The organism is Mycobacterium sp. WUMAC-067 (genome assembly GCF_020217485.1).
GTDB lineage: Bacteria > Actinomycetota > Actinomycetes > Mycobacteriales > Mycobacteriaceae > Mycobacterium.
Genome location: NZ_JAEKMI010000020.1, coordinates 67,869 through 90,772, shown reverse-complemented (window position 1 = coordinate 90,772; position 22,904 = coordinate 67,869). Strand labels below are relative to the sequence as shown.

Below are 22,904 nucleotides of genomic sequence, written 5' to 3'. Positions count from 1 at the left end.
CGATGCAGGCCGTGAAACGGCCTGAGGAGGAGGGGGGCCATCCATCACAGCCCCAAAGCTACGTGCAAGGGCAAATGCGGTTTGCCCCGCCGGCTCAGCGCCCGTCGAAGCGCTGGGTTCGCACCGGCCCGACGTCTTGGACGTCGATGACCTCGCCGTCGATGTAGTCGCTGTGGCCGCGGGTGTCACCCGGGTAAGACGCCGGATACGGATTCGAGCGGAAAGTGGTCGCGTAACTGATTCCCGGCATCTGGCGCCGCAACGTGCGCACCGCGATGGCGCCCAACCCGGGGCCGGCCACAGACCGCACCGGCGGAATGAGCAGCAACAACCCCAGCGCCGTGCTGACCAGCCCGGGAATGAGAACAAGAAGCGCGGCCACACTGACCAGCGCGCCGTCGCCGGCCGCGTTGCGTGATCCGGCGAATCCGGAGCGCAATTGCCCGATCCGACGGATGAGGTGGGACCCTGCCATCGGGGCGACGATGCCCCACCCGAGCAGGAACGTCGCCAACAGCGTCAGCAGGGTCCAACCCCATCCGATCGTCGACACCAGCGCGAAGATCACCGCGAGTTCGACGACGGCATAAATCAGCAACAGCCGCGACACCATGTCAGGCCAACGTCTGTGGACCGCGCCCGAGTTCCCGTGGTGCTGTCCCCCGCGATTGCAGTTAGATGACGCTATGACGACGATTCAGATCGATACCCCCGACGGACCGATCGATGCGTTACTGAGCACGCCACCGGGGCAGGGGCCGTGGCCGGGCGTCGTGGTGATCCACGACGCGTTCGGCTACGGCCGCGACAAGCAGTCGACGAACGACCGCATCGCCCGGGCGGGTTATCTGGCGCTCACCCCGAACATGTACGCGCGCGGCGGCCGGATCCGCTGCATCTCCAGGGTCATGAAGGAGCTGCAGACGCAACGCGGCCGAGCCCTCGATGACATCCTCGCCGCGCGCGATCACCTGAAAGCCATGCCGGAATGTTCCGGCCAGGTCGGCATCGCGGGCTTCTGCATGGGCGGACAATTCGCACTGGTGATGTCGCCCAAGGGTTTTGGCGCCGCCGCGCCGTTCTACAGCACTCCCCTGCCCCGCAACCTCGACAAGACGCTCGACGGGGCGTGCCCGATCGTGGCCAGCTTGGGCGGCCGCGACCCGCTGGGACGGGGTGCGCCCGAGAAGCTGCGCAAGACGATCGCCGACAAGAACATCACCGCCGATGTGAAGGTCTATCCCGGTGCCGGGCACAGCTTCGCCAACGAGCTGCCCGCCCAGGGCCTGCTTCGGATCACCGGTTTCGGTTACGACGAGGCCGCCACCGAGGACGCCTGGCGCCGCGTTTTCGCGTTCTTCGGCGAACACCTGGCGGCGGGGGCAACGACGTAGTGTTCAAGCCACTTTCAGCTCGAGCCCCACGTTGTTTTCCATGCCGCCGCGCAGCTTGCTGAAGAGGTTGAACACTTTGCCCACGATGCCGTAGCGCTTGCCGATCGCGTCGTAGACCGCGCCCGTGTGCGACTTGTCGAGGATGACGGCGGTCCCCTCGACGGCCTCGCTGGTCGGGCGGCCGTTCATCGTGCAGGTGGCCAGCGTGACGCGCGGGGTGTTGCGGATCCGCTTGACCTTCCACGACGTTTCCTGGGTGATGACCAGGAGCCGGTCTTGATCCGGGGCGGCCCAGATCGGCGTCGGCTTGGGCCTGCCGTCCTTGGTGAAGGTGGTCAACAGGATGTATTGCGCCTTGGCGAGATCGGCGAAGGTCGGTGTCACGGTGCCAACCTACCGCTGTTGAGGCTCAGCGTTGACATCGTCGCCGCTGCGCTGCGATAGTCATAACCACTTAAACGAAAACGTTATTTTCATTTAAGAGTATGGCACCGACAGAAACAGGCAATCGTGAGCGATCCCAACAAGCCGCTGACGTGGCTGCCGTTCTCCATCGGCGAGGCGGCGTTGTCGGCCGAATCCGATTGCGCCGATCTAGCTCTGGCGTGGTCGCATCTCCTCACTCGGCTACGTGAAGCAGCCCAAATCGTGGAATCCGACCCGGCGAATCACCATCAGATCGACCTTGCCGCCGGGATCCGGCATCTGTTGGTACTGCTCACCGCGGGCATAGACGAAGTGTTGCGGTTCGATCCGGATCCGACGCTGCGCGTTCAACGCACCAGCACAGATGACGTCGTGACCTGGGGAATGGAGTGCCCGGACTGCATCTACACCCGCGCCGTGCTTCGCGGCGGAGAGAGTTATCGATTGTTCGGCAATCGCGGCACCGCACGCTACGTCGGGCTACAGACAATGAATGGGATCGCGGCAACAGCGAACGAGCTGGTTGACGAGCTCGAGATTGATGCCCACGGCAACTTCGAGGTGGTGCTCTCGGCCTCCGAACCGACGGGGCGAGCAGGCAATTGGATGCCTATCGAAGGCGAACATCCCACGCTGACCGTGCGACACTTTTTCTACGACTGGGATTCCGAGGTGGCATCGTCGCTGCGCATCGAGCGGCTCGGTGACGCGATGGCGGCGACAAAACGTCCGGTCGAACCCGGCGTGGCGCTGTCGAGGCAGCTGGAAGCCCTCGGTGACTTCGTTCGCGACAACCTGACGTTCTTTCTGCAATTTGGCGCCGCCGCACCGGCCAACGGTTTTTTGCCCCCCATCGACCGCACGGATATCGGGGCGGCGGCGGAGAACAGGCCGGTGATCGGGCGGTGGGAGCTGCGTCCGCACCAGGCGCTCATCGTGGAAGTCGAACCGCCAGAAGGCGTTTACTGGAGCTTTTCCATCGGAAACCCGTGGTGGGAGACGATTCACTACGGGCGCCACCAGTCGAGCCTGAATGCCCATCAGGCGGTGGTGGATTCCGATGGTTTGGTGCGCGTGGTGCTGTGTGAACGCGATCCCGGCGTGGCGAATTGGCTCGACACCGCCGGCCACAGCAACGGACCGATCATCCTTCGTTGCGTGCGAACCAAGACGGCACCGACACCGACGACGCGACTCGTGCCCTTCCCCGATCTTGACGCGGAATTGCCTTCGGATACCGAAAGGGTCAGCCGAGAACAGCGGAAAGTGACGCTCGCGGCACGTGCCCGGGCCGTGCACGAAAGGTTCGGCACATGATGTTCGACGCCGACGAATTGGAGGACGGGGCCCGTGCCGCAACGGGTCTCGAGGACTTCGGCTCGCCCTACTACCGCGAGGGACTCGAGCGCATTGTTGAAGCGCTAAACACCGAGGCCGACCTCAACGAGATCGGCCGGGTCATCCAGCACGCCACCGTCAGCAACGCCTTGATCCAGCGCCTCAATGTTGAGGACACCTACCGGCAACACCCCGAGATCGACGATCAGGTGGTCGGTGGCCCCGTCTTCGTCATCGGGTTGCCCCGCACCGGCACCACAGCCCTGAGCCAATTGGTGGCCGCCGATCCCCAATTCCGGTCGCTTCGGATGTGGGAATCCCAAGCACCCGTCCCGCCGCCGGAGGCCGCGACCCAGCACAGCGATCCCCGGATCGCGCAGGCCGAAGCCGGTCTCAAGATGCTCGACAACATGTTCCCGTTGATGAAGACGCTGTACAACTCCGAGCCCACGGCCCCGACCGAATGCCAAGACCTCATGGGAATGAGCTTTCGCACCTTCCACTTTGACGGGGCGGTTCGCGCACCCGGGTATCTCGCGTGGCTGATGGACTGTGACATGCGCGGGACCTATCTATTCCATCGGCGGGTGCTCAAGCTCCTGCAGTGGCATTGCCCGCCGGTGCTGTGGCACCTCAAGACTCCAGTGCACATGTTCGCCCTCGACGCCCTAGTCGAGGCGTATCCGAATGCGAAATTCCTTTGGAGCCATCGCGATCCGGCCAAGGTGATGGGCTCGGTCTGCAGCCTGATCCGGTATGTGCGCAGCTGGAGTAGCGACCGCACCGATGACGAAGAACTTGGCGCCGAGCAAGTCGACAGCTGGGCAGAAGGCGTGCGGCGCGCCATGGACTTCCGCGGCCGGGTGGGCGATGACCGTTTCGCCGATGTCTCGTTTGCCGATCTGCAGTCCGATCCGGTAGGCACGCTGCGAACCAGCTACGACGCCCTTGGTTTGACCTTCACCGATGGCACCCTTTCTTCCGTCGAGCGTTGGGCCGCGGATCACCGACCCGGCTCACGTGGCGCACATGACTACGACCTGGCCGACTACGGCCTGACACCCGACGGTGTCCGTGCACGGTTTGCGGACTATCTCGCCTCCTATGACGCGACGGCGTGACCCGGTGAGCGCTCCCCGCACGCGGCGACGCGAGAAGTTGGGTCCTGATCCGACGGTTCGCCGCCAGATCCTGGCTGCGGCGTCGACAACGCTGCGCGAGCATGGAGTCGAAGGACTCAGCATCGCCGCCGTCCTGAAACGGGCCGCGTTGAGCACGCGGGCGTTCTATCGGCATTTCGGTTCCAAGGACGAACTGGTTGCCGCGGTCTTCCTGGAGAGTGCGCACACCGAAAAGCGGCGGCTCAAACGTCGAATGTCCGGTGCTGCAACTGAAATCGAGGCCGTCGCGGCATGGATCGACGCCAGACTCGACTTAGCATTCGATGAGCGCCTCAAGAATGATCTGCGGCGCCTGTCGTTAGAGGCTCAAACGCAGATCTTCACGTCTCCCGGGGTGGTTCAGCCCGCATATGCGGAGATGCTCGCGCCGCTGCGCGACGCAATTCGGCGCGGCCTGCACGACGGCGTCTTCCACGGGGTCGATCCGGTGGCGGACGCCCAGTTCGTCCATGGGGTGGTGTGGGCGGGAATCGACCGGCACTGGGTGAAGGCCGCCGGCGCTCGCGACGACCTGCGCCGGGGCATTCAACGGTTCTGCCTACGCGGGCTCGGCGCCGCGAACGAAGCGATCGAACAAGTGTGTTCGACGTGATGGAAAGGGACTAGCGATGGACCTGGGTCTTGCGGGATCGACGGCCGTGGTCACCGGCGGCAGCAAAGGTATGGGACTGGCCATCGCCGAAACCCTTGCGGCCGAAGGGGCCAGGGTGGCGGTGATGGCCAGGAGCCGGGGTGCGCTCGATGCCGCCGTGGCGTCGCTGCACCAGGCCGGCGCCTCGGACGCCGTGGGGATCAGCGTGGATATGACCGATCCCGCCTCCATCGCCGCGGGTTTCGCCGCCGTCGCCGACCGTTGGGGGCACCTCAACAGCCTGATCCACACAATCGGGCCCGGCGACGGCTATTTCGAGCAGATGGACGACACCCAGTGGGACGAGGCGTTCAGCCTCGGCACGATGTCGGCGGTGCGATCAATCCGCGCCTCGCTGCCGCTGCTGCGCGCCGCGGAGTGGGCCCGCGTGGTGACGTTCTCGGCGCACTCGATTCAGCGCCAGAACCCGCGGATCGTCGCCTACACTGCATCGAAGGCGGCGTTGGCCAGTATACCAAGAATCTGTCGAAAAGCCTTGCCAAGGTCGGCATTCTGGTCAACTGTGTGTGTCCGGGGACCATCGTGACCGCCAGCTTCACCGAAAACCTCAAAGGCATCCTCGCCGCCGATGGGCTCGATGCCACCGATCCGGTCGACGTCATGACCTGGATCGACAACAACTTTCACCAGCCCTGTGATCTCGGCCGTGCCGGCCTTCCCGAAGAGGTCGCGTCCATCACCGCGTACCTCGCATCGCGGCGAAATGGCTATGTCACCGGGGCGACGGTCAACGTGGACGGCGGATCGGATTTCATCTAGGCCGGGAACCCTCGCGAGCAGACATAGAGTCGCACGGAGGGCACTGGCGCAATGCGATTCCGCGTCTGCTCGCCAGGGAACTAGCCTTCGAGGTCGCCCTCGGTTTCCAGTAGCGCCCGGCGCAGCCCGTCGAGGGTTTCTGGTTGCGGCTGCGCCCACATACCGCGCCCGGCCGCCTCCAGCAACCGCTCGGCCATGCCGTGCAGCGCCCAGGGATTCGACTCGGCCATGAATTTCCGGTTCTCCGGGTCCAAAACGTAGCGCTCGGTGAGCTGTTCGTACATCCAGTCGGCCATCACGTGAGCCGTCGCGTCATAGCCGAACAGGTAGTCCACGGTCGCCGCCATCTCGAACGCGCCCTTGTAACCGTGCCGGCGCATCGCCGCCATCCAACGCGGATTCACCACCCGGGCCCGGAACACGCGCGTGGTTTCCTCCGACAGGGTGCGGGTGCGGATCGCGTCGGGCCGGGTGTTGTCGCCGATGTAGGCCGCCGGCGCTTGGCCGGTCAGCGCCCGCACCGTCGCTACCATGCCGCCGTGGTACTGGAAGTAGTCGTCGGAGTCGGCGATGTCATGTTCCCGGGTGTCGGTGTTCTTGGCGGCCACCGCAATACGCCGATATTGCCGGTTCATGTCGTCGACCGCCTCGCGGCCGTCCAGGTCGCGCCCGTAGGCGAACCCGCCCCAGGCGGTGTAGACCGCGGCGAGGTCGGCGTCGTCACGCCAGTTGCGGCTGTCGATGAGCTGCAGCAGCCCGGCGCCGTAGGTGCCCGGCTTGGAACCGAAAATCCTGGTGGTCGATCGGCGTTGATCGCCGTGCTGAGCCAGGTCGGCCTGGGCGTGGGCCCGCACGAAGTTGTCCTCGGCGGGTTCGTCGAGGTCCGCGACCAGCCGCACCGCGTCGTCGAGCATCGTCACCACATGCGGGAAGGCGTCGCGGAAGAAGCCGGAGATCCGCACCGTCACGTCGATGCGCGGGCGCCCGAGCTCGGCCAGCGGTATCGGGGCGAGGTCGACGACACGGCGCGACGCGTCATCCCACACGGGCCGAACGCCCAGCAGCGCAAGCACTTCGGCGATGTCGTCGCCGGCGGTGCGCATCGCCGAGGTCCCCCACACCGACAGCCCCACCGACTGCGGCCAGCGGCCGTGGTCGTCGCGGTAGCGGGCGAGCAGCGAATCCGCCAGTGCCACACCGGCTTCCCACGCCAGCCGAGACGGCACGGCCTTGGGGTCGACGGAGTAGAAGTTGCGCCCGGTGGGCAGCACGTTGACCAGGCCACGCAGCGGGGACCCCGAGGGGCCGGCCGGGATGAATCGTCCGTCCAGGGCACGCAGCACCTGCTCGATCTCGGCGGAGCTGCCGCCCAGCCGGGGCACCACTTCGGTGGCGGCGAACCGGAGCACACGTGCCACGTCGGCGTTGTCGCTGAGCCGTTCGGCCGCATCGGGATCCCAGCCCGAGGCCTGCAGCGCGGCGACCAACGCCCGCGCCGCGGCCTCGGCCGCGTCCACGCTGGTTCGTTCGTCGGTGCCGTCCTCGGCCAGGCCCAACGCCTGCCGCAGGCCGGGGATGGCGTGCTCGCCGCCGAAGAGCTGGCGGGCGCGCAGGATCGCCAGCACGAGGTCCAGTTCGGCCTCCCCCGTTGGCTTTTGCCCCAGGATGTGCAGGCCGTCGCGGATCTGGACATCCTTGATCTCGCACAGCCAGCCGTCGACGTGCAGCAGCATGTCGTCGAACGAGTCCTCGGCGGGGCGCTCGGTGAGCCCGAGATCGTGGTCCATCTTCGCGGCCCGGATGAGCGTCCAGATCTGCTGGCGGATGGCGGGCAGCTTGCCGGGATCCAGTGCGGCGACGTTGGCGTGCTCGTCGAGCAGCTGCTCCAAACGGGCGATGTCGCCGTAGGTTTCGGCGCGAGCCATCGGCGGGATGAGATGGTCGACGAGCACCGCGTGCGCGCGCCGCTTGGCCTGCGTGCCCTCGCCGGGGTCGTTCACCAGGAAGGGGTAGATCAGCGGCAGGCTGCCCAGCGCGGCGTCGGGTGCGCAGGCCGCCGACATGCCCAGCGTCTTGCCCGGCAGCCATTCCAGGTTGCCGTGTTTACCCAGATGCACCACCGCGTGCGCCCCGAATCCGGTGTCCAGCCAGCGGTAGGCGGCGAGATAGTGGTGGCTGGGCGGCAGGTCCGGGTCGTGGTAGACGGCGACCGGATTCTCGCCGAAGCCGCGGGGCGGCTGCACCATCAGCACCAGGTTGTCCGATTGGATTGCGGCGACGACGATTTCACCTTCGGGGTCGTTACTGCGATCGACGAAGAGCTCCCCGGGCGGTGGCCCCCAGTGCGCCTCGACGGCGTCGGTGAATTCGGTGGGCAAGGTCGCGAACCACGCGCGATAGTCCTTGGCGGACACCCGGATCGGGTTGCCGGCCAATTGCCCCTCGGTGAGCCAGTCGGGATCCTGGCCGCCCCGTTCGATCAGCGCGTGGATCAGGGCGTCGCCGTCGTTCGCCTCGACGCCGGGCAGGTCGCCGACCTGGTACCCGCGATCGCGCATCGCCTGCAGCAGCGCGACGGCGCTCGCGGGCGTGTCCAGCCCCACCGCGTTGCCGATTCGGGCGTGCTTGGTGGGATAGGCCGAGAACACCAGCGCGACCCGCTTGTCGGGCGGGGCGACGTGGCGCAGCTGCGCGTGCCGCACCGCCAGCCCGGCGACCCGGGCGCAGCGCTCGGCGTCGGCGACGTAGGAGATCAGGCCGTCTTCGTCGATCTCCTTGAAGGAGAACGGCACCGTGATGATGCGGCCGTCGAACTCGGGCACGGCCACCTGGCTGGCCACGTCGAGCGGGCTCAGGCCGTCGTCGTTTTCGCACCACTGGGCGCGCCGGCTGGTCAGGCACAATCCCTGCAGTATCGGAATATCCAGGGCGGCGAGATGTTCGACGTTCCAGCTGTCGTCATCGCCCCCGGCGGACGCCGTGGCCGGTTTGAGTCCACCCGCGGCGAGGACGGTCACGACCATGGCGTCGGCGGCGCTCAGCCGTTGCAGCAGTTCGGGTTCGGCGGTGCGCAGCGATGCGCAGTAGACGGGCATCGGCCGCGCACCGGCGTCCTCGATGGCCTCGCACAACGACTCGACGTAGCCGGTGTTGCCGGCCAGATGTTGAGCGCGGTAATACAGCACGGCGATCGTCGGGCCCTCGATATCCCTCGCATCCGGCCGCGCCAGCTCGCCCCAGGTCGGCGTGACGACCGGCGGGGTGAATCCGAACCCGGTCATCAGCACGGTGTCCGAGAGGAAGGCGTGCAGTTGGCGCAGGTTGTCGACGCCACCGTGGGCCAGGTAGATGTGCGCCTGGACCGCGATGCCGGCCGCCAGCGTCGACAGGCCGGTCAGCTCGGCGTCGGCGGCCTGCTCGCCGCTGACCAGCACCGTGGGCACGCCGCTGGCGATCACCGTGTCGATCCCGCTCTGCCAGGCCCGGTAGCCGCCCAGGATCCGCACCACCACGATGGCGACGTCGGCCAGCAGGTCGGGCAGTTCGTCCTCCGACAGCCGCGACGGGTTGGCCCACCGGTAGTTTTTCCCGCTGGAGCGGGCGCTGATCAGGTCCGTATCGGACGTCGACAGCAGCAGGATGGTCGGTTCAGCCACCCGTCATTCGTACCGCAGCGGCTTCGGAAGGCCGAATCGGCACGTAGGGTCCCTCTATGAGCAGAGGATTCGTCGTCACTTTCGCGGTTGGGCTGATCGTCGCGTTGTTCGGTGTGATCTGGGCACTGCAAGGGTTCGGGGTGCTTGGCGGCAGCCCGATGAGCAACACCACCACCTGGTCTGTCATCGGGCCGATCACGGCGCTCGTCGGGATAGCGATCGCGGTGATCAGTTGGCGGAAGCTCTCGTCGAAATAGGTTGCTACGCCGGCACGACGGCGAAGTTCACCGTGTGCCAGCCGGTGGCGCCGTCGGGGACGGGGTTGGCGCGCTCTTCGGTCTGGACGGCACCGGTGTTGTCGGTGGCCCGCACGGTGATGGTTTCTCGCCCGGGGCGTTTCGCCTGCCACGGGAAGCTCCACAATCGCCATGTCTCATTGGAATAACTCGCGCCCAGTTCGGCCGGCTGCCAACCGCCGTCGCCGATGCGGACTTCGACCGCCCGCACGCCACGATTTTGTGCCCACGCAACGCCGCCGAACACCACCGGCCCCAGCGGCACCGTCTGGCCGCCCCTGGGCACGTCGATCCGCGACTCCGTCTTGATGGGCGCCTGCGCCGCCCAGCCCTGCCGCGTCCAGTAGGCCTTGGCCCGGTCGAACCGGGTCAGCTCCACATCCACCACCCACTTGGTGGCCGACACGTAGCCATAGAGTCCCGGCACCACCATGCGGGCCGGGTAGCCGTGCTCGGCCGGCAGCGGTTGACCGTTGAGGCCGACCGCCAGCAACGCGTCGCGGCCGTCCGTGACCGCCTGCACGGGGGTGCCGACGGTGAATCCCTCGATCGAGGTGGAGAGCACCATGTCGGCATCGCGGTGCACACCGGCCGCCGCCAGCAGGTCCGCCAGCCGGTAGCCGGTCCAGATGCCCGTTGAAATGAGATCTCCGCCAACGGGATTAGATACACATGTCAACGTGGTCACCGTCTCGACGATGTCGAATCGGGTGAGGTCGTCGAAGCTCAAGGTGATCTCGCGGTCCACCATCCCGTGGATACGCAGGCGCCAGTCGCCGCGGCTGAGCTGGGGAACGCTCAGCATGGTGTCGACCCGGTAGAAGTCAGCACTTGAAGTGATAAAGCTCGGCAGCGCAACGCCTTTCGGCTGCACGGCGGCGGGTATCGGACGCGCCGGGGATCGTGGCCGGGGTAGGGCGAACGTCTTACGGTCGGCCTCCACCGAATGCGCCAGCCGGGTACCGAACGCCCCCACTACCCCACTGACGACGCCCAGTCCGAGCAACCCGTACATGACCAACCTGCGCCGGCTTGGATCCGCCTGCTGCTGGTCGTCTGCGTCGTCGTCCGGCTCAGGCGAGAACCGTCGGGCGAGCACCCGCAGCACCCCTACGCCGCACGCGGCGCCGACGATGGTGGGGAGCGTGTCGAGTGCCGTCCCGCCTGGTCGCGACAGCACGGCGATGCAGCCAAGGACGCCCGCCGCGGCGATCACTGCGCTGCCGAACGGGCGGCGCCGCGTCTCGAGGGTCCCCGCGATCGCCGCGATCGTCGCGATCACCACGAGCACGACGACGGCCAGGAAGGGTTTGTCCAGCGGACCGAGCGTTTGGATGGCCCACTCTTTGACGGGGCCCGGTGTCAGGTCGACGACCGCGGAACCCACGGCGGCGCGGGCATCGGCCCGCGCACCGAACGGGATGCCGGCCAGTTGGGTGACACCGAGCGCGACGGAGGCAGCGGCGACCCCGGCGATCATCCGGTCATTCGACGAAGCCACGGCCACCAATGTCACTTTACCCGCGCTTACTCCCAACCCCGCAAAACTCTTGCGGCACAGTGCTGGTGGCATCCGGAGCGGCGTAGCGTCCCGCGCCGGGACTGCGCCTCGCGGCCGGGTGATTCGCGTCGGTCAGTGACCGATCAGAGCCGCAATACGCGTGGCGACCTCTCGGGCGACCCGCAGCGCCTCCTCGCTCGTGCCGGGCTCGTAGCGATCCGCCACCGGGTCGTAATCGGCACCGGCGATGGAACCGTGGTCGGCGTCGAGCTCCGCCAACTCGACCGGCCAGCCAACCCCTTTCAGGGCGGCGGCGAACTCCCTGCTGGCACTCACGGGGACGGCGTCGTCGGCCAACCCGTGCAGCAGCGTGAACGGCGTGCCCGTGCGGCCGGCCGACGGTGCGTCGGTCGGCGCCTGACCGGAAAGCGGGTCGGGCACCATGAACGCGCCGGCCAGGCACACGGTGTGGACGAGGGTGACGTCGAACCGCGCCGCGTTGAGCGTCAGACCCGCTGCGGCGCAACCGCCCATGGACCACCCGACGAGCACGATGCCGTTGCCCCGGCCCGCGAAGTCCCGGGTGAAATCGAGCGATCCCAACAAATCCGCCCGGCCGCCGTCGTCGGCGTGGGAATTCCAGTCCGGCGCCACCACGGCCGCACCGCGCTCGCTGAGCATGCCGGCCAGGGGTCTGAACGCCGCGCGGGCGTCGGTCTGCATGCCGTGCCACAGCAGGACGGTGGGTCGTCGGGAGTCGCCGAAGACGTCGGCGAGGCGTCCGGGGGCGTATTCCACCGTGTCCACGGCCACGAGTGTGCCCCGGGGACCGTGATCCCAAACGGCGGGTCAGGCGATGCCCTTGCGGTGGAGGTCAACTCGACGCCGCGAAGATCGGCCGGTTTCTAGGTTGACGATTGCACGCCAAGTCGATCCAGCAGCTCGGCGCGATGCCGCTCGGTATGGGCGCCGGGATGACCGGGTGTGCGCCGCGGCTCGTCGATCGTCAGCGTGTGAATGATGCGGCCCTCCTCGAGCACCAGCACGCGGTCGGCCAACGCCACCGCCTCGTCGACGTCATGGGTGATCAGCAACACCCCGAATCCGTGCCGGCGCCACAGATCCAGCAGCAAGGCGTGCATCGTCAACCGGGTCAACGCGTCCAGCGCCCCGAAGGGTTCGTCGAGCAGCAGCAACCGCGGCTCGGCGACCAACGCCCGCGCGAGTGAAACTCGTTGCGCCTGACCGCCGGACAGGGTCAGCGGCCAGGACCCGGCGTGGTCGGTCAACCCGACGTCGGCCAGCGCACGCTCGGCGCGTTGTCGCACCTGCGGCCTTGGCAGCCGGCTGCGGGTGAGGCCGTATCCGACATTGGTGCGCACGTCGCGCCACGGGAGCAGCCGCGGCTCCTGGAAGGCCAGCGCCGGGGCGCCGGCCACCACGCGTTCGCCGCTGTGGTCAGGCGAGAGGCCGGCCAGCACCCGTAGGACCGTCGATTTACCCGAGCCGCTGCGCCCGACCAGCGCGACGATCTCGCCGCCGCACACTCGCAGTGAAACGTCTTTGAGCACATGGGCAGTGCCGTACCACTTGTCGACGTGGCGCAGCTCGCCGGCGATCTCGGTCCGCACCCGAATGGCGTCGGGTTCTGCGATGAGTGTCAAGCCTGAACCTTTCAGTGTCGGTAACGCAGGGCGCGGCGTTCGATGATCCGGACGATCGCGTCGGTGATGATGCCCAGCAGCGCATAGATGGTCAGTCCGAAGATGATGATGTCGATGCGGAGGAAATCTCGGGCGTTGTTGATCAGGAAGCCAATTCCCTTGTCGGCGTTGATCTGCTCGGCGACGATCAAGGTCAGCCATGCGATCGCCAGCGACTGCCGAAAGCCGACGAGCACCTGCGGCGCGGTGCTGGGCACGATGATCCGCGTGAACCGCTGGACGAACGAAAAGCCCAGCACCTGAGCGGTTTCCAGCATTTTTGGGTCGACCTGGCGGATCGCGGAGAAGGTGTTCAGGTAGAGCGGGAAGACCACGCCCAAGGCCACCAGCAGGACCTTGGGCAGCTCGCCGATCCCGAACCACAGGATGAACAGCGGGATGAGACCCAGGTGCGGCAGCGCGCGGATCATCTGCATGGGCGGGTCAACGGTGGCCTCGAGCCAGCGGGACAGCCCGACCGCCGCGCCCGCGCCGACCCCGATCACCCCACCCAGGACCAACCCCTCGACAACCCGGACAGAGGAGACCTGCAGCGCGGCGGCGAGCTGGCCGTCGCGGATCAACTCGACTCCCGCCTCGACGATCAGCGACGGCGCCGGCAGCACATCCTGCGGGATGACACCGATCGCGCTGCCCAGCTGCCACAGCGCCAGCAACGCCAGCGGGGAAGCGATGCGCACGATCTCCCATTTGCGGCGCGCCCATAACCCGCCGGGCGCGCCGGTTTGGACGCTCCCAGGCTGTTTCGGCGCAGCGTCGAGCGCGGTGGCAATGCTCACCGTGCCGACGGTAGGGCGCGACCGTTGCCGTGGGTAAGGGTTTACGTCTGCCTGAAGCCAATGTCGGCCGCCGTGTTCAGCCGGTGGCCGTACCGTGGACGGGTGGCCAGGACGCGTGACACCGACGCTTGCCCGGGTGCGCTGCAGGTGCACCAGGCCGCCGACGGCGCCCTGGCCCGGGTGCGGTTACCCGGGGGCATGCTCACGGCCGCCCAGCTGGCGGCGCTGAGCGCCGCCGCCACGCAGTCAGGGTCGGGAACGCTCGAGCTCACCGCGCGGGGCAACGTGCAGTTGCGCGGACTGACCGACGTCACCGCCGTCGCCGAGACGTTGGCGGCCGCAGGCCTGTTGCCGTCGACCACGCATGAGCGCGTCCGCAACATCGTCGCGTCACCCCTGTCGGGGCGGGCCGGCGGCGACGTCGACGTGCGCGACTGGGTTGGCGAGCTCGACGCCGCGATCTGCGCGGCGCCGCGACTCGCGGACCTGGGCGGCCGGTTCTGGTTCAGCCTCGACGACGGGCGGGCCGACGTGTCGGGACTGCGCGCCGACATCGGCGTGCACGCGTCGCCGGACGGTTGCGCGCTGCTGCTCGCCGGACGGGACACCGGCGTCCGGCTGGCCGCCGGCGACGTGGTCGAGACGCTCGTCGCTCTCGCGACGCGTTTCGTGGAAATCCGCGAAACCGCTTGGCGCGTCCAGGAATTGGACGACATCCGTCGGATACTACCCGACGCCGAGCCCGGCGGGACACCTTTTCCCGTCGTCACCAAGGCGCCGGTGGGCTGGATCGATCAGGATGACGGCCGGGTGGCGCTGGGCGCCGCGGTGCCGCTGGGTGTGCTGCCCGCGCGGGTCGCGGAGTACCTGGCCGCGATCGAGGCGCCGCTGGTGATCACCCCGTGGCGCTCGGTGCTGGTGTGCGATCTCGAGGAATCCGTCGCGGACACCGCGCTGCGCGTGCTGCCCCCGTTGGGACTGGTGTTCGACGAGAACTCCCCCTGGCTGACCGTCAGCGCCTGCACCGGCAGTCCCGGGTGTGCACACTCGGCCGCCGACGTGCGGGCCGACGCCGCCCAGGCGCTGGACGCCGAGGTCACGCTGCACCGGCACTTCGTGGGCTGCGAACGCGCGTGCGGCAGCCCGCCGGCCGGTCAGGTGCTGGTCGCCACAGGCGATGGATACCGGACGCTTCGAACCTGACAACCCTTAGGGTGAGCGGGTGCTCGACTACATCCGCGATGCCGCGGAGATCTATCGCCAGTCGTTCGCGACCATCCGCGCCGAGGCCGACCTGGCGCGATTTCCCGCCGACGTGGCGCGGGTCGTCGTCCGGTTGATCCACACCTGCGGCCAGGTCGACGTCGCCGAGCACGTCGCCTTCACCGACGACGTCGTCGAGCGCGTCGGCGCGGCCCTGCGCCGCGGCGCCCCGGTGTTGTGCGACTCGTCGATGGTGGCCGCCGGGATCACCACTGCCCGGCTGCCAGCGGGCAACGAGGTCGTGTCGCTGGTGGCCGACCCGCGGGCGGCCGAGCTGGCCGCACGCCGGCAGACCACCCGTTCGGCGGCCGGGGTCGAGCTGTGGGCCGAGCGGCTCGACGGCGCCGTGCTGGCCATCGGCAACGCACCGACGGCCCTGTTCCGGCTGCTCGAGCTGATCGACGAGGGGCTTTCGCCGCCGGCCGGCGTGCTGGGCGGGCCGGTGGGATTCGTCGGGTCGGCGCAGTCCAAGCAGGAGCTCATCGACCACCCGCGCGGCATGTCCTATCTGGTGGTGCAGGGCCGCCGCGGCGGCAGCGCCATGGCCGCCGCCGCCGTCAATGCGATCGCAAGCGACGCCGAATGACGGCACAAGGGACCACGCGAAGCGCCCATAGGGGGACACTGTGGGGCGTCGGGCTGGGGCCCGGCGACCCCGAACTCGTGACCGTCAAAGCCGCGCGGGTGATCGGTGAGGCCGACGTGGTCGCCTATCACAGCGCCCGGCACGGCCGCAGCATCGCGCGCGGCATCGCCGAACGCTATCTGCGGCCCGGCCAGATCGAGGAGCACCTGGTGTATCCGGTGACGACCGAGGTCACCGACCACCCGGGCGGCTATTCCGGCGCGCTCGAGGACTTCTATGCCGAGGCCACCCGACGGATCGCCGCGCACCTGGAGGCCGGCCGCAACGTGGCCCTGCTCGCCGAGGGCGACCCGCTGTTCTACAGCTCGTACATGCATCTGCACACCCGGCTGACCGAGCGATTCAACGCGGTCATCGTTCCGGGTGTGACGTCGGTCAGCGCCGCGTCGGCGGCCCTCGCGACCCCGTTGGTGGCCGGCGACGAAGTGCTGTCGGTGCTGCCGGGCACGTTGCCCGTCGCGGAACTGACCCGCCGGCTGGCCGACGCCGACGCCGCCGTGATCCTGAAGTTGGGGCGCTCGTATCACGCTGTGCGCGAAGCGCTTTCGGCGTCCGGACAGCTCGACGACACGTTTTACGTCGAACGAGCCAGCAGCGCCGGGCAGCGCATCCTGCCCGCGGCCGACGTCGACGAGACCAGCGTGCCGTACTTCTCGCTGGCCATGCTGCCGGGCGGCCGGCGGCTGCACCGACGCTCCCCCGATAGGCGGGCGTCGGGCAGCGTCGCGGTGGTGGGCCTGGGCCCCGGCGACATGGACTGGATGACACCGCAGAGCCGGCGGGAGCTGGCCGCGGCGACCGACCTGATCGGCTACGGCGGCTACCTGGATCGCGTGCCGGTGCGCGACGGCCAGCAGCGACATCCCAGCGACAACCGCGACGAGCCCGAGCGTGCGCGGCTGGCCTGCGCGCTAGCCGAGCAGGGCCGGGCCGTGGCGGTGGTGTCGTCGGGCGACCCGGGGGTCTTCGCGATGGCGACCGCCGTGCTGGAAGAGGCCAAACAATGGCCGGGCGTGCGGATTCGGGTGATTCCCGCGATGACCGCCGCCCAGGCGGTGGCCAGTCGGGTCGGCGCCCCACTGGGCCACGACTACGCGGTGATCTCGCTATCCGATCGGCTCAAGCCGTGGGACGTGATCTCCGCGCGGCTGCAGGCCGCCGCGGCCGCCGACCTGGTGCTGGCCATCTACAACCCGGCGTCGAAGACGCGGACCTGGCAGGTCGGCGCGATGCGCGACATTCTGCTGGCCCACCGCGAACCGGGCACGCCGGTGGTGATCGGCCGCAGCGTGTCGGGCGACGACGAAGACGTCCGCGTGGTCCGGCTGGCCGATCTCAATCCCGCCGAGATCGACATGCGCTGCCTGCTGATCGTCGGTTCGTCGCAAACCCAGTGGTATTCAACGGATTCCACCGACCGGGTCTTCACTCCCCGGCGCTATCAGCCATCTGGCTAGTCGCGGTCCCAGGTGCTCGGCATCATCGGCACGCTGGGGCCGTCGCTCAACCCGTCGCGGGTCAGCGTCGCCAATCCGGCGGCGCGGGGGGCGTCGGATTTGGCTGCGGCACCGGCGAATCCGAGCCGCCCCGCACTGTCCTCAGAGGGCCTGGCGGCGTTCGGATCGTCGGCATCGACGCCCGGATCCAAATCGGAGTCCAGGTCCATGAATTCGTAGCGGTAGGCGCGTTCGGTGGCGGTTCCGCCGCGGCGCCGACGGGCCCGTGCCTTCTTCTTGGCCGCGGCGGCCGCGGCGGCGGGCGCGTCGAGGTCGTCGGAGGACGGCTCCTCCGACTTTCGGCGCGACCGGCTGCTCGCGCTGCCGCGCGCCGAAAGTCCCGACAGCCCCACCGCATACAGGGCGTTGGACCGCCCCGCGCTGATTCCGTCGGTCGCCGTCGGGCCGAAGCCCACCCCGGGTCCCCCGCCGACCGGCCCGCCGCCTGCCGATCCGGCGACCGTCGTCGCGGGCGCGGTGGACGGCGCCGACACGTGGCTGACACTGGCGGGCGCGGTGGCAATCGTCGGCGCCGGAGCAACCACCGGTGCGGGCGCCGCCGCGACGGCGGGCAGGGGCGGGGCAGACGCGAGCGGGATCCCGACGCTGATCGCGGTGACCGCGGCCGCCGCCCCACCGGCCGCGGCCGCCCCGATGGCGGCAACGACGACCGGCGCGAGCACCACCGCCATTTGGATCGCCAGCTGAATGAACGGCCAGAAGATCATCAGGGTGTGGAAGATGGCCCAGCCGAGCGCGGTCGACAGCGCCGGGGACAGTCCCAGCTGCCCGAAGAATGAGGCGAGACTGTTGACCCACGGCACCGGCGGGAAGGGCCACCCACCGGGGTTGAGGTCCTTGGACACCGGCCACGCGAAATTCTGGGTGTACTGCTGCAGCCACTTGGTCAGCTGGTCCATCCAGGACGGGTAGGTCTGCGTGGTGGCCTGCTGCTGGGCGCTCGACGTGTCGGCATTGTTGAGGTTGGAGCCGGAATCTGCCGCCGGCGCCACGGCGGCCGCTTGCATCGCTGCGGCCCCGGCGGTGCCCGCCTCGGCCCCCGGGACGACGATCGTCGGCGCGGGAGTGGTCGGCGGGACCGCGGCCAGCGCAGATTCACTGACGGCCTGGTAGGTGGTCATCGTCGTGGCGGCCTGCACCCACATGCGCGCGTAGTCGGCTTCGTTGACGGCGATGGGGATGGTGTTGATGCCGAAGAAGTTCGTGGCGACCAGTGCGCCGTGGATGGCGTGATTGGCGGTGAGTTCGCCCATGGTGGGCATGGCGGCCAATGCGGCGGTGTAGGCGGTGGCGGCGGTCTCGTGCAGGCTGGCCGCGGTTGCGCTCTTGGCCGCGCTCTCCACCAGCCAGGCCTGGTAGGGGACGTGGGCGGCCACGTACTGCTCGGCGCTGGGCCCGTCCCACGCGCCGGCCTGCACGGTGCCCAGCAGCCCGGTGAGCTCGGCCGCCGCGTTGGCATAGTCGGTGCTCATCGCCGTCCATGCCGTCGCGGCGGCCAGTATCGGGGCGGGGCCGGGGCCGCTGCTGAGCAAGGTCGAGTGCACTTCGGGCGGAGACGCCGCCCAGATCGGGGCGGTCATCGTCGGGGGCCTTCAGGGAAGGACACGGATACCTCGTCGGTGAAATCTCGTGGATGGGCTGGCGATGCGGACGACCAGAGGTCGGTTGCCACGGCCGTTTAGTTCCCCGCCGTTTCGTTCGGGCACCAAATTCCGGGAGTCTTTGCGCGCGGACCGGCCATGCTGCAACGATGCAGGGATGCGGTGTGACGTTGCGCGTGAGGCGCTGTCGGCTCGGTTGGACGGCGAGCGCCCCCAGGTGCTCGCGCAGCAGGTCGACGCGCACCTCGAGTCGTGCCGCAGTTGCCGCTCCTGGCTGATCGGGGCGGCGGCGCAGACCCGTCGGCTCGCCTCGGTTGCGCCCGGCGAGGGACCCGACCTGGTCGACAAAATCATGGCGAGCATCGGCGAGCAGCCCTCCGGACACCAGAGTTGGATGCGCTGGTTGCGGTCGCACTACCGACGCTGGGGCCTGATCGCTGTGGGCCTGTTCCAGGTGGCGATCGCCGCCGCCCAGATCAGTGGGGTCGATTTCGGCATGGTGTCGGGTCACATGCACGGCGCGATGTCGGGCGAGCACCTGATGCACGAGTCCACGGCGTGGTTGCTGGCGTTGGGTCTGGCGATGGTCGCCGCCGGCATCTGGCCCGCCTCCGCTTCGGGGGTGGCGGCGATCACCGGTGTGTATTCCGTTGCGCTGCTTGGTTATGTGATCGTCGACGCCTTCGACGGACAGGTCACGGCGACCCGGATCGCCAGCCACATGCCGCTGCTGTTGGGTCTGGCATTCGCGTTGTTGGTGGCGCGGGAGCGCGTGGGCTCGCACCGGCGGCACGGTTCCGATGGCTCGGTCGACGCCGACGATCCCGCCTGGGTGGCCGACGCTTCCAGCGGTCGGCGGCGCGGGCATCTGCGGCCGATCAATCGCGCCGCGCGCGACCACACCGCGCCCTCTACGACGACCCGTCGTAGGATCGGAAAACCCGCGCAACTAAGGTGGTTGAGCATGATCGCGCCGAGCGACGACGAGGCGGTAACCGAGCTTGCTTTGTCCGCCGCGCGCGGGAACGCGCGAGCGCTCGAGGCGTTCATCAAGGCCACCCAGCAAGACGTGTGGCGGTTCGTCGCCTACCTGTCCGATGCCGGCAACGCCGACGATCTGACCCAAGAGACGTTCCTGCGCGCCATCGGCGCCGTCGAGCGATTCTCCGGACGCTCGAGCGCCCGGACGTGGCTGCTGTCCATCGCCCGCCGGGTCGTGGCCGATCACATCCGCCAGCTGCAGTCGCGGCCGCGCGCTGCCCTGGGCGCCGATCCCGAACACGTGGTGCGTGGCGACCGCCACGCCCGCGGATTCGAGGACCTCGTTGAGGTGACGACGATGATCGCCGGCCTCAATCCCGAACAGCGGGAAGCGCTTTTGCTCACCCAGTTGCTCGGGCTGCCCTACGCCGACGCCGCCGCGGTGTGCGGTTGCCCGGTGGGCACCATCCGGTCCCGGGTCGCGCGGGCCCGCGATGCGTTGCTGGCCGACGGCGAGCGCAGCGACCTAACCGGCTAGCGCGCCAACCCATTCGGCGGCCTCGGCCACGGTGCCGACGGTGGACACGCCCTCCGGTAGCGGCGGCCGCGCCACCATCACCACCGGTACATCGAGCGCGGCGGCGGCATCCAGTTTGGCGCGCGTCATCTGCCCGCCGCTGTTCTTGGTGACGAGCGCGTCGATGTGGTGCTCGCGCAACAGCGCGACTTCGTCGTCGTAGCGGTACGGGCCGCGCGAGAGGACCAGCTGGTGATGATGCGGCAGCGAGGCGCTGTCCGGTTCGGTGACCGCCCGGATCAAAAACCACGCGTCGCTGTCGGTGAAAGCGTTGACGCCGGAACGGCCGGTGGTGAGGAAGATGCGCGAATAGCCTTGGCGGGCAACCGTTTGTGCCGCATGGGTGTCCGATGCGACGACAAGGGCCGCGCCGGGATCCCAGGCCGGGCGTGCCAGGATCAGGTGGGGTATCCGTAATTCGCCGCACGCGGTGGCTGCGTGCGCCGTCATCGTGGCCGCGAACGGATGGGTGGCGTCGACGACGGCGTCGATGCTTTCGTCGCGCAACCAGCGCCGCAGGCCGTCCACGCCGCCGAAGCCGCCGATGCGCACGGGGCCGACCGGCAGCGCCGGGTCCGGCACCCGGCCCGCCAGGGAGCTGATGACGTCGATGCGGGGGTGCAGGGCTTTCGCCAGCGCGCGCGCCTCGCCGGTGCCGCCGAGCAGCAGGACGCGCATCAGTGCCTGCTCCCCCGGGTCCGCCCGGTCGAATACAGATAACTGTCGGTGAATTCGCCCGCGGTCAGCGCGTCGCCGACGACGATCACCGCGGTCTTGGTGATGTTGGCCTCATGCATCTGGGCGGCGAGGCCGGCCAGGGTGCCGCGCAGCACGGTCTCCTGCGGCCAGCTGGCGAAAGCCACGACGGCGGCGGGGGTTTCGGGGCGGTAACCGCCGTCGAGGAGTTGCGGAACGATGGCGTCGATCTGCGCGGCCGCCAAGTGCAGGACCAGGGTGGCGCCGGATCGGGCGAGCGTCGCCAGGTCTTCGCCGGGCGGCATGGCCGTCGACAGGGTCGCCACCCGGGTCAGCGTCACCGTCTGGGCGACCCCGGGGACGGTGAGCTCACGTTTGAGGGCGGCCGCGGCGGCGGCGAAAGACGGTACGCCCGGCACGATTTCGTAGTCGATGCCCAGCGCGTCGAGGCGGCGGCACTGCTCGGCCAGTGCGCTGTAGAGCGACGGATCACCGGAGTGCAGCCGCGCCACGTCATGCCCGGCGGCGTGCGCGTCGCTGAGCTCGATGATGATCTGCTCTAACGTCAACGGGCCGGTGTCAACGACTTTCGCGTTCTCCGGGCAGAGGGCGAGCAGGTCGTCGGGCATGATCGACCCGGCGTACAGGCACACGCGGCACGTTTGGAGGAGCCGTTGACCGCGGACGGTGATCAGGTCGGCCGCACCCGGGCCCGCGCCGATGAAGTACACCGTCATTTGGTCATCGCCCACTGGGTGACCGGGTAGTGCGGCTGCCAGCCCGTGAAGGCGCCCAGCGCCGTGCCGTGATAGTGCTGGAAGCGTCGCAGCGTGCCGCCGAGGCGCGCATATGCCTGCGTGACAGCGGCTTCCGACTCGGTGGTGACCACGTTGGCGACAAGTCGTCCGCCGGTGGGCAGGTTGTCGAGGCAGGCGTCGAGCAGGCCGGGCCGGGTCAGTCCGCCGCCGATGAAGATCGCCGACGGCGGCGCGGCTCCATCGAAGGTGTCAGGGGCGTCGCCACGTACCTCGATGCCGACACCGAAAGCCGCGGCATTGCATTCGAGGTTGTGCCGGCGTCGTTCGTCGCGTTCGAATGCGATTGCCCCGCAACCCGGTCCGCTCAGGCACCACTCGACGCTGATGCTGCCCGAACCCGCGCCGACGTCCCATAACCGCTCCCCCGGACGCGGCGCCAGGGCGGCCAGCGTTACCGCGCGGATCCCCTGTTTGGTGATCTGGCCGTCGTGGGTAAAGGCGTCGTCGGGCAGGGGCGAGACGCGTTCGTCGGGCAGGTAGCGCACGGCGATCACGTTGAGATCGTCGACGTGCCCGGGGGCGCCGTCGGCCCAGTCCCGCGCGGTGCCGTCGCTGCGGTGTTCGTCTGGGCCGCCGAGGTTTTCGAGCACGGTGAACTGCGAATCGCCACGGCCGTGCGCGGTGAGCAGCGCGGCCAGCTCCGTGGGTGTGGAATGGCTTTGCGACAGCACAATCGCCTGGCCGCCGCGCCGCACGGCGGTGTGCGGGTGCCCGGTGACCAGGCTGATGACTTCGGTGTCGTGGACGTTCCAGCCCATCCGCGCGCACGCCAGCGTCACCGAGGACACGTGCGGCAGCACCCGCACCTTCTCGGGGCCGTATAGGCGGATCAGCGTGCCCCCGATGCCGTGCAGCAGCGGGTCGCCGCTGGCCACCACGTGGATGTCGCCCGTGTGGTCGTCGAGCAAGGTTTGCAGGGCGGGCAGCATGGGTGAGGGCCACCGCCGACGGGGCGCGCGCACCGTGTCGTCGAGAAGATCAAGTTGGCGCTGCGATCCGTAAACGACTGCTGCCCTTCGCAATTCGGCGCGCGATGCTTCGGCGAGCCCGGCCATGCCGTCGGCGCCGATTCCGACCACGACGATCATGAACGCCGCCG

Annotated in this window: 20 protein-coding genes and 2 pseudogenes; 11 read left to right on the top strand and 11 right to left on the bottom strand. The window is 68.9% G+C overall.

Annotation, left to right across the window (positions count from 1 at the left end):
* Positions 1-94: 94 nt before the first annotated feature.
* Positions 95-613 (bottom strand): FxsA family protein, encoded by a 519-nt coding sequence (locus JF781_RS15965; RefSeq protein ID WP_225326826.1) that lies wholly within the window; start codon positions 611-613, stop codon positions 95-97.
* Positions 614-686: 73 nt separating this feature from the next.
* Here JF781_RS15965 and JF781_RS15960 point away from each other — a divergent pair, with 73 nt between their 5' ends.
* Positions 687-1,394 (top strand): dienelactone hydrolase family protein, encoded by a 708-nt coding sequence (locus tag JF781_RS15960; RefSeq protein WP_225326827.1) that lies wholly within the window; start codon positions 687-689, stop codon positions 1,392-1,394.
* A 3-nt stretch (positions 1,395-1,397) separates the two neighbouring features.
* On the opposite strand, the gene JF781_RS15955 is transcribed toward JF781_RS15960, so the two are convergent.
* Positions 1,398-1,778, bottom strand: a complete 381-nt coding sequence (locus JF781_RS15955; protein WP_225326828.1) for a PPOX class F420-dependent oxidoreductase — start codon at positions 1,776-1,778, stop codon at positions 1,398-1,400.
* A 126-nt stretch (positions 1,779-1,904) separates the two neighbouring features.
* On the opposite strand from JF781_RS15955, the gene JF781_RS15950 reads away from it, so the two are divergent.
* The 4 genes and pseudogenes from JF781_RS15950 to JF781_RS15935 all read left to right on the top strand — a co-directional run bounded on the left by JF781_RS15950 (position 1,905) and on the right by JF781_RS15935 (position 5,750).
* Positions 1,905-3,137 carry a DUF1214 domain-containing protein gene (locus JF781_RS15950; RefSeq protein WP_225326829.1) on the top strand — a complete coding sequence of 411 codons (1,233 nt, stop codon included), beginning with the start codon at positions 1,905-1,907 and terminating at the stop codon, positions 3,135-3,137.
* Positions 3,134-4,279 carry a sulfotransferase gene (locus JF781_RS15945; RefSeq protein ID WP_225326830.1) on the top strand — a complete coding sequence of 382 codons (1,146 nt, stop codon included), beginning with the start codon at positions 3,134-3,136 and terminating at the stop codon, positions 4,277-4,279. The genes JF781_RS15950 and JF781_RS15945 overlap by 4 nt, the downstream gene beginning before the upstream one ends.
* A gap of 4 nt (positions 4,280-4,283) precedes the next feature.
* On the top strand, positions 4,284-4,931 hold the full coding sequence (locus tag JF781_RS15940) for a TetR/AcrR family transcriptional regulator (protein WP_225326831.1): 648 nt from the start codon (positions 4,284-4,286) through the stop codon (positions 4,929-4,931).
* A gap of 16 nt (positions 4,932-4,947) precedes the next feature.
* Positions 4,948-5,750, top strand: a pseudogene (locus JF781_RS15935) (SDR family NAD(P)-dependent oxidoreductase).
* Positions 5,751-5,830: 80 nt separating this feature from the next.
* Here the strand turns inward: JF781_RS15935 and cobN are convergent.
* A complete protein-coding gene (cobN, locus tag JF781_RS15930) occupies positions 5,831-9,406 on the bottom strand; it encodes a cobaltochelatase subunit CobN (protein ID WP_225326832.1) in 3,576 nt (1,191 codons plus the stop codon).
* Positions 9,407-9,462: 56 nt separating this feature from the next.
* Between cobN and JF781_RS15925 the strand changes: the two genes are divergently transcribed.
* Positions 9,463-9,663 carry a hypothetical protein gene (locus tag JF781_RS15925; RefSeq protein WP_009953345.1) on the top strand — a complete coding sequence of 67 codons (201 nt, stop codon included), beginning with the start codon at positions 9,463-9,465 and terminating at the stop codon, positions 9,661-9,663.
* A gap of 4 nt (positions 9,664-9,667) precedes the next feature.
* Here the strand turns inward: JF781_RS15925 and JF781_RS15920 are convergent, their stop codons facing one another.
* From JF781_RS15920 to JF781_RS15905, 4 genes are all read right to left on the bottom strand, one after another.
* On the bottom strand, positions 9,668-11,218 hold the full coding sequence (locus JF781_RS15920; RefSeq protein ID WP_374109710.1) for a molybdopterin-dependent oxidoreductase: 1,551 nt from the start codon (positions 11,216-11,218) through the stop codon (positions 9,668-9,670).
* Between the two features lie 117 nt (positions 11,219-11,335).
* Entirely contained in the window at positions 11,336-12,010 is a 675-nt protein-coding gene (locus JF781_RS15915) for a S9 family peptidase (RefSeq protein ID WP_225326833.1), read from the bottom strand.
* Between the two features lie 98 nt (positions 12,011-12,108).
* Positions 12,109-12,867: an ABC transporter ATP-binding protein gene (locus JF781_RS15910; protein WP_225326834.1), complete on the bottom strand. Its 759-nt coding sequence runs from the start codon at positions 12,865-12,867 to the stop codon at positions 12,109-12,111.
* A gap of 11 nt (positions 12,868-12,878) precedes the next feature.
* Positions 12,879-13,706 carry an ABC transporter permease gene (locus tag JF781_RS15905; protein ID WP_225326835.1) on the bottom strand — a complete coding sequence of 276 codons (828 nt, stop codon included), beginning with the start codon at positions 13,704-13,706 and terminating at the stop codon, positions 12,879-12,881.
* Positions 13,707-13,808: 102 nt separating this feature from the next.
* On the opposite strand from JF781_RS15905, the gene cobG reads away from it, so the two are divergent.
* Genes cobG through JF781_RS15890 form a run of 3 tightly spaced genes read left to right on the top strand, consistent with a single transcriptional unit; the run spans position 13,809 to position 17,072 of the window.
* A complete protein-coding gene (gene cobG / locus JF781_RS15900; protein ID WP_225326836.1) occupies positions 13,809-14,909 on the top strand; it encodes a precorrin-3B synthase in 1,101 nt (366 codons plus the stop codon).
* Between the two features lie 19 nt (positions 14,910-14,928).
* Entirely contained in the window at positions 14,929-15,555 is a 627-nt protein-coding gene (locus tag JF781_RS15895; protein ID WP_225326837.1) for a precorrin-8X methylmutase, read from the top strand.
* The gene (locus JF781_RS15890) at positions 15,552-17,072 is read left to right on the top strand and encodes a precorrin-2 C(20)-methyltransferase (protein WP_225326838.1); all 1,521 of its coding nucleotides are present in this window, start codon (positions 15,552-15,554) and stop codon (positions 17,070-17,072) included. The genes JF781_RS15895 and JF781_RS15890 overlap by 4 nt, the downstream gene beginning before the upstream one ends.
* Here JF781_RS15890 and JF781_RS15885 read toward each other — a convergent pair.
* Positions 17,069-18,712, bottom strand: a complete 1,644-nt coding sequence (locus JF781_RS15885) for a PPE family protein (protein WP_225326839.1) — start codon at positions 18,710-18,712, stop codon at positions 17,069-17,071. The genes JF781_RS15890 and JF781_RS15885 overlap by 4 nt on opposite strands.
* Before the next feature lie 64 nt (positions 18,713-18,776).
* Between JF781_RS15885 and JF781_RS15880 the strand changes: the two are divergent.
* A pseudogene (locus JF781_RS15880) lies at positions 18,777-19,508 on the top strand (DUF2275 domain-containing protein); the annotation flags it as partial.
* 189 nt (positions 19,509-19,697) lie between these two features.
* Positions 19,698-20,252 carry an RNA polymerase sigma factor SigC gene (gene sigC, locus JF781_RS15875; RefSeq protein ID WP_225326899.1) on the top strand — a complete coding sequence of 185 codons (555 nt, stop codon included), beginning with the start codon at positions 19,698-19,700 and terminating at the stop codon, positions 20,250-20,252.
* Here sigC and JF781_RS15870 read toward each other — a convergent pair.
* The 3 genes from JF781_RS15870 to cbiE are packed head-to-tail and all read right to left on the bottom strand — an operon-like array spanning position 20,241 to position 22,893.
* Positions 20,241-20,969: a cobalt-precorrin-6A reductase gene (locus JF781_RS15870; protein WP_225326840.1), complete on the bottom strand. Its 729-nt coding sequence runs from the start codon at positions 20,967-20,969 to the stop codon at positions 20,241-20,243. The two genes, sigC and JF781_RS15870, sit on opposite strands and share 12 nt — an antisense overlap.
* Positions 20,969-21,724 (bottom strand): precorrin-4 C(11)-methyltransferase, encoded by a 756-nt coding sequence (gene cobM, locus JF781_RS15865; RefSeq protein ID WP_225326900.1) that lies wholly within the window; start codon positions 21,722-21,724, stop codon positions 20,969-20,971. Before cobM ends, JF781_RS15870 begins: the two co-directional genes overlap by 1 nt.
* Positions 21,721-22,893, bottom strand: a complete 1,173-nt coding sequence (gene cbiE / locus JF781_RS15860) for a precorrin-6y C5,15-methyltransferase (decarboxylating) subunit CbiE (RefSeq protein WP_225326841.1) — start codon at positions 22,891-22,893, stop codon at positions 21,721-21,723. The genes cobM and cbiE overlap by 4 nt, the downstream gene beginning before the upstream one ends.
* Positions 22,894-22,904: the final 11 nt, after the last annotated feature.

Coding starts and splice junctions, on each gene's coding strand:
- JF781_RS15965 (WP_225326826.1), bottom strand. CDS start 613: ATGGTGTCGCGGCTGTTGCTGATTTATGCCGTCGTCGAACTCGCGGTG.
- JF781_RS15960 (WP_225326827.1), top strand. CDS start 687: ATGACGACGATTCAGATCGATACCCCCGACGGACCGATCGATGCGTTA.
- JF781_RS15945 (WP_225326830.1), top strand. CDS start 3,134: ATGATGTTCGACGCCGACGAATTGGAGGACGGGGCCCGTGCCGCAACG.
- JF781_RS15925 (WP_009953345.1), top strand. CDS start 9,463: ATGAGCAGAGGATTCGTCGTCACTTTCGCGGTTGGGCTGATCGTCGCG.
- JF781_RS15890 (WP_225326838.1), top strand. CDS start 15,552: ATGACGGCACAAGGGACCACGCGAAGCGCCCATAGGGGGACACTGTGG.
- JF781_RS15885 (WP_225326839.1), bottom strand. CDS start 18,712: ATGACCGCCCCGATCTGGGCGGCGTCTCCGCCCGAAGTGCACTCGACC.
- sigC (WP_225326899.1), top strand. CDS start 19,698: ATGATCGCGCCGAGCGACGACGAGGCGGTAACCGAGCTTGCTTTGTCC.
- JF781_RS15870 (WP_225326840.1), bottom strand. CDS start 20,969: ATGCGCGTCCTGCTGCTCGGCGGCACCGGCGAGGCGCGCGCGCTGGCG.
- cobM (WP_225326900.1), bottom strand. CDS start 21,724: ATGACGGTGTACTTCATCGGCGCGGGCCCGGGTGCGGCCGACCTGATC.
- cbiE (WP_225326841.1), bottom strand. CDS start 22,893: ATGATCGTCGTGGTCGGAATCGGCGCCGACGGCATGGCCGGGCTCGCC.